Source organism: Roseobacter sp. OBYS 0001 (genome assembly GCF_019654895.1).
GTDB classification, from domain to species: Bacteria; Pseudomonadota; Alphaproteobacteria; order Rhodobacterales; family Rhodobacteraceae; genus Roseobacter; species Roseobacter litoralis.
This window is the reverse complement of sequence record NZ_BPES01000006.1, coordinates 83069-96681: the sequence shown is the minus strand read 5'-3', so window position 1 is coordinate 96681 and position 13613 is coordinate 83069. Positions and strand designations below refer to the sequence as shown.

The following is a 13613-nucleotide window of genomic DNA, read 5'->3' as shown; positions in this document are numbered from 1 at the left end:
TTGCGTTCGTGTTTCGCTATCAATTGGACAGTTGGCAATGTGGTGTTAGCCTGACCATACCACGACGCTCCAAGTAGGACTTAAGATGAAAAACAAATTTATTGCAGCAGCTGCACTGGCTTTTTTAACGTCAAATCCCGTTGCTGCTGAACCGACGAACTATGGGAAACAAACCGCGTTTGGTACTGTCAGCGGGGTCGAAATGAGCAAAAAAGCGAAAACTGCCTACCGACAATTTCGGGGCGAAGCTAATTATTTCGGTGCGATGTACACAAACATGACCACAGATTTGTCATATTGGGTCTGGGGGCTGCACAACCTGTCGGACGCGCGTCAAGCCGCTAGAGCCGATTGTGAACTAGGCTCTGGTGGAAAAGGCAATTGCACACTTGCAGCCTTGTCTTATCCAAGGGGCACATCTCCAAACGACGATTTTTCCAATGGGTTAAGCCAAGAGGGGAGCAAGGATTTCGAGACGGAATACAAAGGTCAACAAAAAGCTGGCAAGTACGGCGCATTCGCCATATCCCGCGTCGGGAGCTGGGGCTACAGTTGGAGCTTCGATGAACGTTCTGAGGCGCTCGCAACCGCTTTGCTCCAATGCGAGGCCTCAACTAAGGGTGTTCTTGCAGACCTGAACGCCAAACAGCGCGACTGGGCAAGACGTAACGGCTATGTTGAATGCAAGGTTGTCGACATATTTGAAGGACGTTAAGCAAATTCGCCCATCTCGAACCCCAGCGCTTTGGCGACGGTAAAGATATCCTTGTCGCCACGCCCGCACATGTTCATGCAGATGATGTGATCCGACGGCAATTCAGGTGCGATTTTCATCACATGGGCCAGTGCATGACTGGGTTCCAGCGCGGGAATAATACCTTCCAGTTCGCAGCATAATTGGAACGCCTCAAGCGCTTCGACATCTGTGATCGACACATATTGCGCGCGCCCGATGTCATGCAGCCATGCATGTTCCGGCCCGATCCCCGGATAATCGAGGCCCGCTGAAATTGAGAACCCTTCGAGGATCTGACCGTCGTCATCCTGCAACAGATACGTCCGGTTGCCATGCAGCACGCCGGGTCGCCCGCCTGTCAGCGATGCGCAATGCTCCATCTTGGCATTTACACCTTTGCCGCCTGCTTCGACGCCAATGATGCCAACCTCCTTGTCGTCCAGAAACGGATAGAACAGACCCATGGCGTTCGACCCACCGCCAATCGCCGCGATCAATGTATCCGGGAACCGGCCTTCGGCGGCAGTCATTTGCTCACGCACTTCCTTGCCGATGATCGCTTGGAAATCCCGCACCATGGCGGGGTAAGGGTGCGGGCCGGCAACAGTGCCAATGCAATAGAACGTGTCGCGGACATTGGTCACCCAGTCGCGCAAGGCGTCGTTCATCGCATCCTTCAATGTGCCCCGACCCGAGGTCACGGGGACAACCTCGGCCCCCAGAAGTCGCATGCGGAACACATTCGGGGCCTGACGCTCAACGTCATGTGCGCCCATATACACGATGCATTTGAGACCGAATTTTGCGCAAACTGTCGCTGTCGCCACACCGTGCTGACCCGCGCCCGTTTCCGCAATGATCCGCGTTTTGCCCATGCGGCGCGCCAGAATGATCTGGCCCAGCACGTTGTTGATCTTATGGGCGCCTGTGTGATTCAACTCATCACGTTTCATATAGACTTTGGCACCACCCAGATGCTCCGTCAGGCGTTCAGCATAATAAAGCGGGCTGGGACGGCCGACATAATGCGTCCAGAGGTCATGCATTTCAGCCCAGAAGCTGTCATCCGTCTTGGCGTTTTCGTATTGCTCTTCCAACTCGAGAATCAGCGGCATCAGCGTTTCTGAGACAAAACGCCCCCCGAAATCACCGAAACGCCCGTTTTCATCCGGACCCGTCATGAAAGAATTGAAAAGATCATTGGCCATGATACGCACCTTTGTTCGCAGAACTGGCCTTCTGACTATCGTGCGCGACGCCGGTAAACAAGGCGTTTTGCCCGGTGTTTACAAGCGACCCGTTACTTAGGGCGTGCCCGTATAAAAGGGCGTGGTCGGCGTGGTGCTATCGGCGATACTGCCGGTTCGGGAGGAGGTTTCAGACAGATGGAGCGTACTGCCGGCCCCGGCACGACCCACATCTGTCTTTGTCCCGGCAATAACGCCAATAGCGGTCACAGCAACAGAGGCAAAAGCGACGATAAGGACAAATTTCACTTTTCTATTCCACAAATCTGCAATTCAGATCTACGGATGATCTGCTGCTAACACTTTCTTAACAAAGTGCCAGCGGCAGGTCTGTGAAGTGGGTCACAGAAGGGAGGGAATGCTCTGTTTGTTGGCCGCCTTGACGAAAGCGTCGAAAAGCCGCGCGTCTTTTGTCCCCGGCTGGCTTTCCACGCCCGAAGACACATCAACCTGCCGCGCGCGGGTTAGCCGAACCGCATCCGCGACGTTTTCAGCCGTCAACCCCCCGGCCAGCATCCAGGGCCGGGTCCAGTATTTCCGGTCCGCCAACAACTGCCAGTCAAAGGCCAGACCGTTGCCGCCCGGCAGATCGGCGCCTTTCGGGGGTTTGGCGTCGATCAACAGTTGATCCGCCACCGCACTGTATTGATCAATTGCGGGCAGATCGCTGGCATCAGAAACGCCCAAAGCTTTCATCACCGGCAGACCATAACGCGTCTTGACCTGCGACACCCGCTCAGGCGTTTCGCTCCCATGAAGCTGAAGCATATCTAGAGGAACCTGCGCCGTCAGCGCATCCAGAAACGCATCATCCGCATTTACTGTCAGGGCGACCTTCGCCACACCGGTGGGTGTGTCAACGGCCAAGGCACGCGCCTGCTCAAAACTCACATTGCGTGGTGATTTCGCGAAAAACACAAAGCCAACATAAGCGACGCCTGATTTCGCCGCCGCCGCAACATCAGCGGCGGAGGATAAGCCGCAAATCTTGACTGAGACGCTGTTTTTCATACGCTCGTTTGATCACGCCAAAGGGGGCACTGCAAGGGCTTCAGCTGGCCTCTTCCAGCAGGGCGATCACTTCGTCCTTGCCTTCGTGTTTCTCGCCCTTGAGCCGTTTTACTTCACGTTGCAGCCTGCGCATTTCGCGGGCTTGTCGCGCTGCTTCTGCGCGTTGCGCATATTCACGCATCCACTCCCAAACAAACCCAACAAACAGGCCCACGATGATCCCACCAAAGATGATGATGAACAACGGCAGTTCAATCTGCGGATTCACCGCAAACCATCCCGCCACTTCATTCGGGATCAATTGGATAGAAACATAGCCACGGTTCGCCACAGCAATAGCGATCAAGGCGATGCCGAAAACGGCGATCAGAGCATATTTGATATAACGCATCACGATTTCCCGTTAAGCCGGTCTCGAAGAAGTTTGCCGGTCTTGAAAAACGGTACATGTTTTTCTTCTACATGCACCGTCTCGCCGGTACGTGGATTACGTCCAACGCGCGCATCCCGTTTCTTAACTGAAAAAGCACCGAACCCGCGCAACTCGACCCGGTCGCCGCGGGCCATGGCATCGGTCACTTCCTCGAATATCGTATTTACAATCCGCTCCACATCTCTTTGGTACAAATGCGGATTTTCGTCAGCTATCTTTTGGATCAGCTCAGAACGGATCATAGCAACACCCCCCGGGATTATGTGTAGCGCTTTCGTGCGCATTGGCTAAACTATAGAAAGTTTCTGAGGCCACGGAAAGTCAGCCTGTGCGACGGTGGGCGGTTTTTTGTCACTGAAGGCCCTGTATTCGCGTCGTTTTTCGCCGCAATCACTATTGGTCATGCGATAATGGGTCCGGGCGGGTGCATTGCTGCAGCGCAGCTAATGGAATGATTCGATCTGAGGAGCCAAGGCAAACACTCTGTTTTCAGGCGATCCGCACTGTATTGGACGTCGCGGGTAAGATCATCACATCCGACCAAAAGACGCCCCTGTTTTCCGGGACCTTCGCCATTGGCAAACCCCCACTGGATCGTAAAAGCCCGTTTTGAGTAGCAGCACGCGTGGCTGTTTATGAAAAAGGCCCCGGCGGTGTTTCCCCCGGGGCCCTTTTATCATCAACCCTGAAACGTATTATTTCAGGATCTTAAGTCATGATGTGGAAACGACTATTTGTCGTCGTCGCCTTTCAATGCTGCACCAAGGATATCACCCAAGGACGCGCCGGAGTCGGACGAACCATACTGCTGCACGGCCTCTTTCTCTTCCGCGATTTCGCGCGCTTTGATGGAGACACCCAAGCGACGCGATTTTGCGTCGACATTGGTGATCCGCACGTCGACCTTGTCACCGACCGAGAAACGCTCTGGGCGCTGCTCTGCACGGTCACGGCTGAGATCGGAGCGGCGGATGAAGGATTTCATTCCCTCGTATTCCACTTCGACACCACCGTCTTCGATGGCCGTTACGGTCACGGTCACGATGGAACCACGCTTCACGCCGCCCACGGCTTCGGCGAATTTATCACCACCGACGCCTTTGATCGACAGAGAGATACGCTCTTTCTCGACATCCACTTCGGAGACAACGGCATGCACCATGTCGCCTTTGCGGTAGTTCTGGATCGCGTCTTCGCCACGTTCGTCCCAGGACAGATCCGACAGGTGAACCATGCCGTCGATGTCGCCGTCGAGACCAACAAACAGACCGAATTCGGTAATGTTTTTGACTTCGCCTTCGACTTCTGTGCCCTCGGGATGTGTTTCTGCGAACACTTCCCATGGGTTGCGCATGGTCTGCTTGAGGCCAAGGGAAACACGGCGCTTCGCACCGTCGATTTCCAGAACCATGACTTCGACCTCTTGGGACGTTGACACGATTTTGCCCGGATGCACGTTCTTCTTGGTCCAGGACATCTCGGAGACGTGCACCAGACCTTCAACACCGGCTTCAAGCTCAACAAAGGCACCGTAATCGGTGATGTTGGTCACGCGACCTGTGTGTGTGGATTCCAGCGGGTATTTCGCGGCCACCAGATCCCATGGATCTTCCTGCAACTGCTTCATGCCGAGGCTGATGCGGTGTGTCTCTTTGTTGATCTTGATGACCTGCACCTTGATCGTCTCACCGATGGTGAGGATCTCGGAGGGGTGGTTCACACGGCGCCATGCCATGTCGGTCACGTGCAACAAGCCGTCTACGCCACCAAGGTCCACAAAGGCACCGTATTCGGTGATGTTCTTGACCACACCATCAACTGTCTGACCTTCGGTAAGGTTACCGATGACTTCGGCGCGCTGTTCGGCACGGGATTCTTCGAGTATCGCGCGACGCGATACAACGATGTTGCCCCGGCGACGGTCCATTTTCAGAACCTGGAACGGCTGCTTGAGACCCATCAACGGTCCTGCATCACGCACGGGACGCACGTCAACCTGAGAGCCGGGCAGGAACGCCACAGCACCACCAAGATCGACCGTAAAGCCACCTTTGACGCGGCCAAAGATTGCGCCTTCGACGCGCTCTTCGCTGGCGTAGGCTTTTTCCAGACGGTCCCATGCTTCTTCGCGACGGGCCATTTCGCGGGAAATAACCGCTTCGCCTTTGGAGCTTTCGACCTGACGGAGGAAGACTTCCACTTCATCGCCAACAGCGATTTTGGGGGCTTCACCGGGGTCTGCGAATTCTTTGAGTTCGACGCGGCCTTCCATCTTGTAGCCTACGTCGATAATGGCTTGGCCCGCTTCAATCGCGATAACCTTACCTTTGACAACCGATCCCTCTTCGGGGGTGTCCATTTCGAAGCTTTCTTCTAAGAGTGCTTCAAACTCATCCATCAGATTTGCCATGTGGCGTCGTTTTCCTAACTTGGTTTGTTTCTGGCCGTGCGGTTGTCTCCGCCGGTCTTTGACGATTTTGCACTGACGGATCGGGCCTTGCACTGAAACAAACGAAGGGCCGGTGATCACCGACCCTGCCTATTTTCCTCAGATGCGTGGCTTTAACGCCCCGTCAATGCGCCGCTCTTAGCGTGGTTTGGTCGCGGTATCAAGACATGTGATGACGCGTGCCGCAAATCGGCAGAACACCGTCAGGCCGCATGATGCGTCCCGTTTATCGCGGACGACGTGAGCGGGCGCGTGATCAAAGCTCTTGACCGCGTTTTTTCAGCTCATCCAACAACTCTTGATAAATGCCACTGGAATCACCGCCGCCAAAGACAGACGCGCCGCCGGAATAACTCTGTCCATAAGTCAGGGCGACACTGACCGTCTGCGCCAATCCGGAAATGAGCTGATCCCGCTCCAGAGGTGACAGGGGATGGATGAAAACGCCCCATAACCGGCCCTGTGCCACAGCATATCGCGCATCAAGTGCTGAATCGAAATTGGCCTGCATCAGGCGTAAAAGCTCTGCCTGCTCCAACGCATCGGCAGAGCGGATCGGCACCATGGCCCGCATACGATCCGCACGCGGGTCCGCGATCACAATGACCGGGATGTCCTGAATGGTGAATTCAAACGTCGGACCACGCTGCGATACCTCAGGGTCAAGGGCCGCGATGATGCCCGCCATCCGTTCCATCGTCATCGGCCCTTCGGGCGTGGGTAAGTCTTGCCCGCGCGCCATTGTCGACATCACAAGCAGGACGGTGAGTAGAGCAATCCGTATCATTCCAAACCCTCACAAATCTATGTGGTGAAATGATAGCGCCCCAAAGCCATGTTGACCAAGCACCCTTTAGTGAACGGCTTGTAACTCATGGCCATTGCCGGGTTCATGGATGCAGATCAAGGGGGGCTTGCCACGTGAGGCGTCAGGCGCGTCGGTCTTTAATTGCGCGGATTGCTGCAGCGACCGCCGCTTCAATATCCAAGGTAGAGGTGTCAATCGTCACCGCGTCGGCGGCGGGTTTCAAAGGGGCCTCGGCGCGGTCCCGGTCACGGGCGTCGCGTTCCAGCACATCCGCCAGAACCTGTTCAAAACTGATCGCCGCGCCTGCCCCGACAAGTTCATCAAAGCGGCGGCGCGCGCGCACATCAGCACTGGCCGTCACGAAAATCTTGGCCTCTGCGTCCGGGCAGATCACCGTGCCAATATCACGCCCATCCAGAACCGCGCCCCCTGCCCGTCTGGCAAAGCTGCGCTGGAAATCAAGCAGAGCCGCGCGCACCTCGGGGATGACAGCAACGCGGCTGGCGGATTGCGCGACTTCCGGGCTGCGCAGGTTCGAGCCCTCCAGCATGTCAGCGGAAAGTCGTTGCGCTGCCTGCAGCGGCTCCATCCCCAAAAGCACCTGCGCCCCGACCGCCCGGTAGAGCAATCCCGTATCCAGATGGCGAAACCCGAAATGCGCAGCGACCGCCTTTGAAATCGTGCCCTTGCCCGCAGCGGCGGGTCCGTCGATGGCAATGGTAAAGGCCGCGTCCGACATCGCGCCCCTAGCCGTCTTCGCGCTGAATGCGGGCACCCAATTGCGCCATCAAGGGTTCAAAAATCGGAAAGGACGTCGCGATAGGCCCGGCATCATCGACCTTGACCCGCTTTTGCGTGGCCATGCCCAAAACGAGGAATGACATAGCGATCCGGTGATCAAGGAAGCTTGCGCAGGTCGCCCCACCAGCAACATTCCCATGGCCCTGTCCCGTGACAATCCACCAATCGGGGCCATCCTCAACAGCCACGCCGTTGGCACGCAGACCACTGGCCATGGCATCAATACGGTCACTTTCCTTGACACGCAGTTCCTTGACGCCGCGCATGACCGTATCGCCGCGCGCAAAACTCGCCACAACAGACAGCACGGGATATTCATCAATCATGCTGGCCGCGCGCGCCGGTGGCACCTCGATGCCCGTCAGGTCCGGTGAAAACCGCGCGCGCAGATCGGCCACCGGTTCGCCGCCTTCAACGCGTTCATTTTCATACGTGAGATCCGCCCCCATTTCACGCAGCGTTGTGAACAGCCCGGCGCGCGTCGGGTTCAACCCGATCCCCGGCACCAGAACATCCGACCCGGGCACAATCAACGCTGCACAGACCGGAAACGCCGCAGAGGAGGGATCGCGCGGCACGTCAATCTTTTGGGGTTTCAATTCGGGTTGGCCTGTCAGGGTAATCACCCGGCCTTCGTCCGTGTCCTCAACCGAAATCTCGGCCCCGAAACCCGCCAGCATGCGTTCCGTGTGATCGCGCGTCGCCTCGGCCTCGATGACAACTGTCTGTCCCGGCGCATTGAGACCAGCGAGCAAGACCGCCGATTTCACCTGCGCAGACGGCACCGGCACGGTGTAAGTCACCGGCACGGGGTCAGCAGCGCCAACCAAGGTCATCGGCAAACGCCCGCCCTGTCTGCCGTGGGACTGCGCCCCGAACAGCGCCAGCGGGTCCGTAACCCGCGCCATCGGTCGCCCGTTCAGCGAGGCATCGCCGGTAAATGTCGCGCTGATCGGGGATGTGGCCATGGCCCCCATGATCAATCGCACACCGGTGCCTGAATTGCCGCAGTCAATCACGCCATCGGGTTCGGCAAACCCGCCCACACCGACCCCATACACGGACCATTCACCACCGCCATGATCGGTGACCGTGGCCCCAAAGGCCCGCATGGCCTTGGCGGTATCGAGCACATCCTGCCCCTCAAGAAGGCCGGAAATCCGTGTCTCACCCACGCTCAGCGCACCCAGGATCAACGATCGGTGCGAAATGGATTTATCACCGGGGACACGGGCCTCACCCGTCAGAGGCCCGCAGGCGCTGGATGTCATTGGAATGGGAGCGCCGTGGCTGGACATGATGCATCTCGGTATTGAACAGAACTGCCGCTGGATTAGCGGCAAGGCGCTGCTGCGTCCAGCCCATTCGGGTCTCGGGCGGCCTACTCCCTGATAAAGGTCAGGTAGTGCGGCGTGCGCCCTTCGCGCAGCGCTTTTTGTTCATAACGCGTGGAAATCCAGTCGGGCCAAGGCCTGCGCCAATCATCTGGAGAGTTAGCCAGCCACTTGAACCCATGCTGCGGCACTTCCTGCAGGGTTTGCCGGACGTAGTCTTCGATGTCCGTGGCCACGCGAAAGACCGAGCCGGGCTTGAGCGCCCGCGCGAGGGGTTCGAGGTGTTCTGCCGTGACAAACCGACGCCGATGGTGGCGCGCTTTTGGCCATGGATCGGGATAAAGCAGAAAGGCCCGGTCGATGGACGCTGCAGGCAATACATCCATCAGATCACGGGCATCGCCCGCGTGGACCGCGAGGTTTTCAACACCTGCGCGACGGATCTTACCCAGCAACATCGCAACACCGTTGATGTAGGGCTCCGCGCCGATGATGCCGACGTCAGGGTTTTGGGCGGCTTGGTGCACGAGATGCTCGCCCCCGCCAAAGCCGACTTCCAGCCAGACAGGCTTGCCCTCAAACAGGGCGGGCAAATCTAGGGGCCTGCGATCCGGGTTTTCCTCCCAGCCCACAGGTCCGGGCGAGAGAGCCGCGAGGTCCTCATCAAGGTATCGCTTCTGCGCCGCCTTGAGCGACTTGCCCTTGAGGCGGCCATAGAAATTTCGATGTGGGCGTTTTTCTGTGCTCATAGCTGCCCCTTACAGCGTCCGACGAAATATCAGACACATCGCATATCGCTTACCGCGTTGAAATCTCTGATTTCAGGCAGCAGTGGGTTTTTCCGGCTTTTTGCATGACGCTTTAACGAGCCATCAAAACCGCTGCAACACGCGAGCGGGCAGAAGTTGGTCGATACTCTACAGCCGGACGACTTGCTAAGATGGAGCGTTCGACGTTTCACGGATCTCCGGCAGAGACTTATTCCCTGCCTCGGGCAGTGTGATTTATCGTCAAACCGGCGGGCCATATGCGCATGTTTTCGGCATACGGCCCGGCAAAGTTACTCTGTTACAGCGCCGATTTCAGCACTTCTGTCAGGTCAGTTTTTTCCCAGCTGAAACCGCCGTCTGCATCAGGTGCGCGGCCAAAATGACCATATGCCGCCGTCCGCTCATAGATCGGTTTGTTCAGATGCAAATGTTCACGAATGCCGCGCGGGGTCAGGTCCATGACCTGCCCGATCGCGCGTTCGATCTCTTCTTCGTCCACTTCGCCGGTGCCGAAGGTGTCGCAGTAGATCGACAGCGGCTTGGAGACGCCAATCGCATAACTGAGCTGGATCGTACATTTGTCGGCAAGCCCTGCCGCAACCACGTTCTTGGCCAGATAGCGCGCCACATAGGCGGCCGAGCGGTCCACTTTTGTCGGATCCTTCCCTGAGAAGGCACCCCCACCGTGCGGGGCGGCCCCGCCATAGGTGTCCACGATGATCTTGCGCCCTGTCAGTCCGGCATCGCCATCCGGCCCGCCAATCACAAAAGTGCCGGTCGGGTTCACCCACCATTCCGTATCGCCTGTGATCCAACCATCGGGGAGGACTTCGCGAATATAGGGTTCAACGATTGCGCGGATATCGTCGGACGTCTGGCTTTCATCGGCATGCTGCGTCGACAAGACGATAGAGGTCACTCCAACCGGCTTGCCGTCTTCATAGCGCACCGAAAGCTGGCTCTTGGCGTCGGGGCGCAGGGTTGGTTCGGTCCCGTCCTTGCGCACCTCAGCAAGGCGGCGCAACACCGCATGTGCGTAGTGGATCGGCGCTGGCATAAGTTCCGGCGTTTCGTTGGAGGCATAGCCGAACATGATACCCTGATCGCCGGCACCTTCGTCTTTGCCTTTCGCGGCATCGACCCCCTGCGCGATATGCGCGGATTGTTCATGCAGCAGGTTTGTCACCTGACATGTGGCATGGTGAAACTTGTCCTGCTCATAGCCGATATCCTTGATACAGGCGCGCGCGATTTCCTCGATACGGTCCATGTATTCGTGCAGCTTGTCTTTATCCGACAATCCCACCTCACCCCCAATGACCACGCGGTTCGTGGTGGCAAAGGTTTCGGCCGCCACACGCGCTTCGGGTTCTTCAGCAATGAAAGCGTCGAGAACTGCATCCGAAATCCGGTCGCAGAGTTTGTCCGGATGTCCTTCTGAAACGGACTCCGAGGTGAAAACATAATTTTTGCGGGACATTTATCGCTCCAATCGCCAATGAAGAACCACGTCAGGAAGCCGTTGTGGTTCGCTGCAACTGCTTACGGTCGCGCTATGCCAAGGTCAATCGCTATATGACCACCGTACGGTGGTCTGTCGCAGGCAGAGCAACACGAGGCTGACAAGCAAAAATACAGACATCGGAACGTCGCCAAAGCGGCTGTAAAGCGTCGCAGGATCAGGGCGTGGCAACGGCGCGTCTATAAAACCGGCCTGCCCCAGCGGCAGACTGGAAATGATCCGCCCGGCCGGGTCAATCATGGCGGAAATCCCTGTATTGGCCGCGCGCATCAGCGGCAAACCCTGCTCAATCGCGCGCATGCGGGCCTGTGCCAAGTGTTGTTGGGGCCCCGCGTATTGTCCGAACCACGCGTCATTTGTGATCTGTAACAGGAAATCAGGGCGCGCGGGCGCCGCGTTCACACCATGGGCAAAAACAGCCTCGTAACAGATGAGAGGCAGCGCAGTACCCAAGGGACCAAAATCCAACAGTTCAGGACCGGGGCCGCTGCTGAAAATGCCAGCCTGTGCCACAAGGGCGGATAACCCAAGACGGTTCGCAAGGCCCGCAAAGGGCATATATTCGCCAAAGGGCACGAGGTGGTGTTTGTCATAAATCGCTTGCGGCGCGCCCTCAGGACCTATCACGGCAAGCGCGTTTCGCAGGGTGCCCCCTTCCGCCCGCAAAGTCCCCAAAACGACCGGAACACCGTTACCCGCCCGCCCGATTTCGACAAGCGCCGGACCCGCCGTTTCCAAACGCCACGGAATTGCCGTTTCCGGCCAAACGATCAGATCAGGCACTTGGTCCGCCGTCTGCGCTGGGGCAGCGGTCAACGCGAGCTGTCGTTGAAAGAAGACCTCGGCCAAGTCGGGCTGCCATTTGAGATGCTGCTCCGCATTGGGCTGGATAAGACGCACCCAATTGCCGCTCAGCTCCGCCATCGGGCGCATCAGAGGCGCATAGAGTGACGACAAAACAGCGACAAAAACGAGGCCTTGCCCCACTTTCAAGATGCGACCACCCGCCAAGGAAAGCACCCATGCAGAAAGCAGAAGCGCAAAGGTCGCTGCATGTGGCCCACCCCACGCAAGAAGCTGCGACAGCGGGCCGTTGATGGCGACCTGCGCCGGGCTGGCCCACGGAAACCCCGTAAAGACATATGCCCGTGCGATTTCAGCGGCGGTCCAAGTCAGCACCAAGCCGAACGTCGCGTGCGACACAAATCGGGCAGCCCAGAACGCCAGCGCCCAGAATAGTGCCAGCCCGAGGCTGAGCAAACCGACCGCAAACGGCGCCATCCACCCGTGGCGCGCAGCATCGACCTGAAAGGGTTCGACAATCCAGATGAGAGCGAGTGCAAAATAGCCGCAGCCAAAAGCCAAGCCAACGACTGCCGCCGCGCGCCGGTCAGCCTGGGCGCGCCACAGACAAAACGCGCCGGCCAAAGCGATCACAAGGGCAGCGGGCTGATCATAAGGGGCTTGCCCGAAAGCGCCAATGACACCCAGAAAACCCGAAAGTAGAATTTGCGCAGACCACGGCAGCTTTGCCAGCCCGGCGAATTCCGAACGCCCCGACGTGGCTGTCACGTTGTTTGAGCCGCCGTGCGCACGCGCAGCCTTTTGATGCGGCGCGGGTCTGCGTCGATCACCTCGAATTCCGGGCCATCGGGGTGCACCACGACTTCACCCCGCGCAGGCACGCGCCCCGACAGCATGAAGACCAAGCCGCCCAGCGTATCAATTTCTTCTTCATCGACCTCTTCATGCGCGGTCAGGGAGGTGCCGATTTCGGCCTCGAAATCCTCTAGTGGGGTCTTTGCCAAAGCCAGATAACAACCCGGCTTTTCTTCGGTGAAATACACGTCCTCATCCACGTCGTGTTCATCTTCGATTTCGCCGATCACCTGCTCGATCAAATCCTCGATGGTGACAAGCCCGTCCACACCGCCATATTCATCAATCACCAGCGCCATATGCCGACGTTCCGCCTGCATTTTGGTCAATAAAACACCAATCGTCATAGACGGCGGCACGTAAAGCAGCGGACGCAGCATCGCACGCAGATCAAAGCTCTTTGAGCCGCCGTTGAACCCATGGTTCAGCGCAACATCTTTCAGGTGCAAAAAACCGATGGGCGTGTCCAGCGTGCCATCATAGACTGGCAAACGCGTCGAACCGCTCTCTTTAAAAACAGCGATGGCTTCGTCCAGAGTAGATGTCGCCGGTATGGCCGTAATATCAGCCTTGGGGATTGCCACATCCTCCACCCGCATGCGCCGCAGGTTCATCATGCCATGCGTTTGCAGGCTTTCTGAATGATTTTCAGCCGGAGCCTCGACCAAATCGCCCTCTGAGGGGCTTAATGCGCCAATAACGCGGCTGAAGAATCCTGCTTGTTTTGCAGGTTCATCGTCTGGTGGAGGGGTGTTTTGTTCACGCGCGCTCAGCGCTGCGTCAGATGATCCGTCGTTGTCGCCCATTGGGTCCTGTTCTGAATTAAAGGCGGATAGTGCCGCC

15 protein-coding genes and 1 riboswitch are annotated in these 13613 nt (G+C 57.6%); of the genes, 2 read left to right on the top strand and 13 right to left on the bottom strand.

The genetic code is table 11. From position 1 onward, the window contains the following. Nucleotides 1-85: 85 nt before the first annotated feature. Nucleotides 86-715 (top strand): hypothetical protein, encoded by a 630-nt coding sequence (locus K5Q35_RS13675; RefSeq protein ID WP_220799955.1) that lies wholly within the window; start codon nucleotides 86-88, stop codon nucleotides 713-715. Here K5Q35_RS13675 and trpB read toward each other — a convergent pair. The 5 genes from trpB to ihfB all read right to left on the bottom strand — a co-directional run bounded on the left by trpB (nucleotide 712) and on the right by ihfB (nucleotide 3669). Continuing rightward, entirely contained in the window at nucleotides 712-1944 is a 1233-nt protein-coding gene (trpB, locus tag K5Q35_RS13670) for a tryptophan synthase subunit beta (RefSeq protein ID WP_013960495.1), read from the bottom strand. The two genes, K5Q35_RS13675 and trpB, sit on opposite strands and share 4 nt — an antisense overlap. Before the next feature lie 96 nt (nucleotides 1945-2040). Beyond that, on the bottom strand, nucleotides 2041-2232 hold the full coding sequence (locus tag K5Q35_RS13665; protein WP_220799954.1) for a hypothetical protein: 192 nt from the start codon (nucleotides 2230-2232) through the stop codon (nucleotides 2041-2043). A 93-nt stretch (nucleotides 2233-2325) separates the two neighbouring features. Next, nucleotides 2326-2994, bottom strand: a complete 669-nt coding sequence (locus K5Q35_RS13660; RefSeq protein ID WP_013960493.1) for a phosphoribosylanthranilate isomerase — start codon at nucleotides 2992-2994, stop codon at nucleotides 2326-2328. 40 nt (nucleotides 2995-3034) lie between these two features. Next, nucleotides 3035-3385 carry a lipopolysaccharide assembly protein LapA domain-containing protein gene (locus K5Q35_RS13655; RefSeq protein ID WP_220799953.1) on the bottom strand — a complete coding sequence of 117 codons (351 nt, stop codon included), beginning with the start codon at nucleotides 3383-3385 and terminating at the stop codon, nucleotides 3035-3037. After that, complete coding sequence (gene ihfB, locus K5Q35_RS13650; RefSeq protein WP_013960491.1) at nucleotides 3385-3669, bottom strand: integration host factor subunit beta; 285 nt, start codon at nucleotides 3667-3669, stop codon at nucleotides 3385-3387. Before ihfB ends, K5Q35_RS13655 begins: the two co-directional genes overlap by 1 nt. Before the next feature lie 209 nt (nucleotides 3670-3878). Here ihfB and K5Q35_RS13645 point away from each other — a divergent pair, with 209 nt between their 5' ends. Then, nucleotides 3879-4040, top strand: a complete 162-nt coding sequence (locus tag K5Q35_RS13645) for a hypothetical protein (RefSeq protein ID WP_220799952.1) — start codon at nucleotides 3879-3881, stop codon at nucleotides 4038-4040. Nucleotides 4041-4157: 117 nt separating this feature from the next. On the opposite strand, the gene rpsA is transcribed toward K5Q35_RS13645, so the two are convergent. From rpsA to K5Q35_RS13605, 8 genes are all read right to left on the bottom strand, one after another. Further along, a complete protein-coding gene (gene rpsA, locus K5Q35_RS13640; protein WP_013960490.1) occupies nucleotides 4158-5837 on the bottom strand; it encodes a 30S ribosomal protein S1 in 1680 nt (559 codons plus the stop codon). A gap of 295 nt (nucleotides 5838-6132) precedes the next feature. Continuing rightward, on the bottom strand, nucleotides 6133-6663 hold the full coding sequence (locus tag K5Q35_RS13635) for a hypothetical protein (RefSeq protein WP_013960489.1): 531 nt from the start codon (nucleotides 6661-6663) through the stop codon (nucleotides 6133-6135). A gap of 142 nt (nucleotides 6664-6805) precedes the next feature. After that, the gene (locus K5Q35_RS13630) at nucleotides 6806-7423 is read right to left on the bottom strand and encodes a d(CMP) kinase (RefSeq protein ID WP_013960488.1); all 618 of its coding nucleotides are present in this window, start codon (nucleotides 7421-7423) and stop codon (nucleotides 6806-6808) included. Nucleotides 7424-7430: 7 nt separating this feature from the next. Next, nucleotides 7431-8783, bottom strand: coding sequence for a 3-phosphoshikimate 1-carboxyvinyltransferase (aroA, locus tag K5Q35_RS13625; protein WP_220799951.1), 1353 nt, complete (start codon nucleotides 8781-8783; stop codon nucleotides 7431-7433). A gap of 83 nt (nucleotides 8784-8866) precedes the next feature. Next, nucleotides 8867-9568, bottom strand: coding sequence for a tRNA (guanosine(46)-N7)-methyltransferase TrmB (gene trmB / locus K5Q35_RS13620; protein ID WP_220799950.1), 702 nt, complete (start codon nucleotides 9566-9568; stop codon nucleotides 8867-8869). 319 nt (nucleotides 9569-9887) lie between these two features. After that, nucleotides 9888-11069, bottom strand: a complete 1182-nt coding sequence (gene metK / locus K5Q35_RS13615) for a methionine adenosyltransferase (RefSeq protein WP_013960485.1) — start codon at nucleotides 11067-11069, stop codon at nucleotides 9888-9890. A gap of 4 nt (nucleotides 11070-11073) precedes the next feature. Next, nucleotides 11074-11123, bottom strand: a riboswitch (SAM-SAH riboswitch). A gap of 30 nt (nucleotides 11124-11153) precedes the next feature. Then, on the bottom strand, nucleotides 11154-12683 hold the full coding sequence (lnt, locus tag K5Q35_RS13610; protein ID WP_220799949.1) for an apolipoprotein N-acyltransferase: 1530 nt from the start codon (nucleotides 12681-12683) through the stop codon (nucleotides 11154-11156). Next, nucleotides 12680-13576: a hemolysin family protein gene (locus K5Q35_RS13605; protein ID WP_013960483.1), complete on the bottom strand. Its 897-nt coding sequence runs from the start codon at nucleotides 13574-13576 to the stop codon at nucleotides 12680-12682. Before K5Q35_RS13605 ends, lnt begins: the two co-directional genes overlap by 4 nt. Nucleotides 13577-13613 lie beyond the last annotated feature (37 nt).

Bases quoted from the DNA above. Each gene is read 5' to 3' on its own strand.
- K5Q35_RS13675 (WP_220799955.1), top strand. From the start codon at position 86: ATGAAAAACAAATTTATTGCAGCAGCTGCACTGGCTTTTTTAACGTCA.
- trpB (WP_013960495.1), bottom strand. From the start codon at position 1,944: ATGGCCAATGATCTTTTCAATTCTTTCATGACGGGTCCGGATGAAAAC.
- K5Q35_RS13660 (WP_013960493.1), bottom strand. From the start codon at position 2,994: ATGAAAAACAGCGTCTCAGTCAAGATTTGCGGCTTATCCTCCGCCGCT.
- K5Q35_RS13655 (WP_220799953.1), bottom strand. From the start codon at position 3,385: ATGCGTTATATCAAATATGCTCTGATCGCCGTTTTCGGCATCGCCTTG.
- ihfB (WP_013960491.1), bottom strand. From the start codon at position 3,669: ATGATCCGTTCTGAGCTGATCCAAAAGATAGCTGACGAAAATCCGCAT.
- K5Q35_RS13645 (WP_220799952.1), top strand. From the start codon at position 3,879: ATGATTCGATCTGAGGAGCCAAGGCAAACACTCTGTTTTCAGGCGATC.
- rpsA (WP_013960490.1), bottom strand. From the start codon at position 5,837: ATGGCAAATCTGATGGATGAGTTTGAAGCACTCTTAGAAGAAAGCTTC.
- K5Q35_RS13635 (WP_013960489.1), bottom strand. From the start codon at position 6,663: ATGATACGGATTGCTCTACTCACCGTCCTGCTTGTGATGTCGACAATG.
- K5Q35_RS13630 (WP_013960488.1), bottom strand. From the start codon at position 7,423: ATGTCGGACGCGGCCTTTACCATTGCCATCGACGGACCCGCCGCTGCG.
- aroA (WP_220799951.1), bottom strand. From the start codon at position 8,783: ATGTCCAGCCACGGCGCTCCCATTCCAATGACATCCAGCGCCTGCGGG.
- trmB (WP_220799950.1), bottom strand. From the start codon at position 9,568: ATGAGCACAGAAAAACGCCCACATCGAAATTTCTATGGCCGCCTCAAG.
- metK (WP_013960485.1), bottom strand. From the start codon at position 11,069: ATGTCCCGCAAAAATTATGTTTTCACCTCGGAGTCCGTTTCAGAAGGA.
- K5Q35_RS13605 (WP_013960483.1), bottom strand. From the start codon at position 13,576: ATGGGCGACAACGACGGATCATCTGACGCAGCGCTGAGCGCGCGTGAA.